This window comes from Mesorhizobium sp. M7A.F.Ca.AU.001.01.1.1 (genome assembly GCF_004022735.1).
Lineage (GTDB): Bacteria > Pseudomonadota > Alphaproteobacteria > Rhizobiales > Rhizobiaceae > Mesorhizobium > Mesorhizobium ciceri.
In genome coordinates, this window is sequence record NZ_RZPF01001118.1 from 1 (window position 1) to 1,235 (window position 1,235).

Sequence of the window (1,235 nt, forward strand, 5' to 3'; positions counted from 1 at the left end):
CTCGAACAGGCGCCGCGCGGCGACCACCTGCACGATCGGCACGGCGAGGCCGAGCGCGCACGGGCAGGTGATGATCAGAACGGCAATGGCGATGGTTGTCGCCCGGTGCCAGTCGCCCGTCGCCGCCATCCAGCCAAGGAAAGTCACGAAGGCGGTGAGATGAACCACCGGAGCATAGAGCGCTGAAACGCGATCGGCGATCCGGCGATAATGCGCGCGACCGCCCTCAGCGGCTTCCATGAGCCGAACCATTTCCGCCAGAAACGAATCTTTCGCGGCGGCTGTCGCCTCAATCGTCAGCGGGCCGGTCAGGTTGAGGACTCCAGCCTGTACGGCTTCGCCTGGCGCTACGCTTCGGGGCGTGCTCTCGCCCGAGACAAGCGAACAGTCCAGGTCCGACGTCCCTCGAGAGACCTTGCCGTCAACGGGTATCCTTTCACCGGCTGCGATCAACAGCAGCATGCCGGGTTCGATCTCGCCAACCGGCAGATAGTCGCGTGCGCCGTCGCCGCGCAGCACCATGGCGCCACGTACGGCCAACTGGGACAGGCCTTTCACGGCGGTCCGGGCACGTTCGCGCATCACGTGATCCAACGTGCGGCCGATCAACAGGAAGAACAGCAGCGACACCGACGCATCGAAATAGGCGTGGTCGCCATGGTTGATCGTCTCGTAGAGGCTCATGGCGTAGGCGAGGGACACCCCGACCGCGATCGGCACGTCCATGTTCATGCGGCCGTGACGCAGCGCGTTCCAGGCCGAGCGGAAGAAGATGCCGCCCGCGAAGGCAAGTGCCGGGATCGCGATCAGCGCCGAGAGCCAATGAAACAGGTCCCGCGTTGCGCCTTCGGCGCCAGACCAGACCGACACTGAAAGCAGCATGATGTTGCCCGCCGCAAAGCCGGCGACAGCAACGGCGCGGATCAGCTCCGAAAGCGTTTTGTCCTTGTTGTCGACCTCGGGGTCGAACAGATGCGCCTCGTAGCCTAGCCGTCCCAGCGCGGCGACGAACGGTGGCACCTGGTTTCCACGCCAGCGGACCGCGACCCGCTTCGTCGACAGGTTGACCCGAGTGCTCTCCACTTGATCGAGCATTCCCAATGCCGTCTCGATCGCCTCGATGCAGGCCGCGCAATGAACCGTGGGGACTGAAAGATCGGTCTGGCGGAGATCATCGCCGAGCGATCGGCTCGCCAGCCTTATCTCCTGGCTGGACGGCAGGACCGATCCGGTGT

Annotated in this window: 1 protein-coding gene; it reads right to left on the bottom strand. The window is 64.8% G+C overall.

What is annotated here, in order from left to right; all coding sequences use genetic code 11:
• The coding region (locus EN884_RS36360; RefSeq protein WP_245492056.1) for a heavy metal translocating P-type ATPase at positions 1 to 1,221 on the bottom strand (1,221 nt) is incomplete at its 3' end.
• Positions 1,222 to 1,235: the final 14 nt, after the last annotated feature.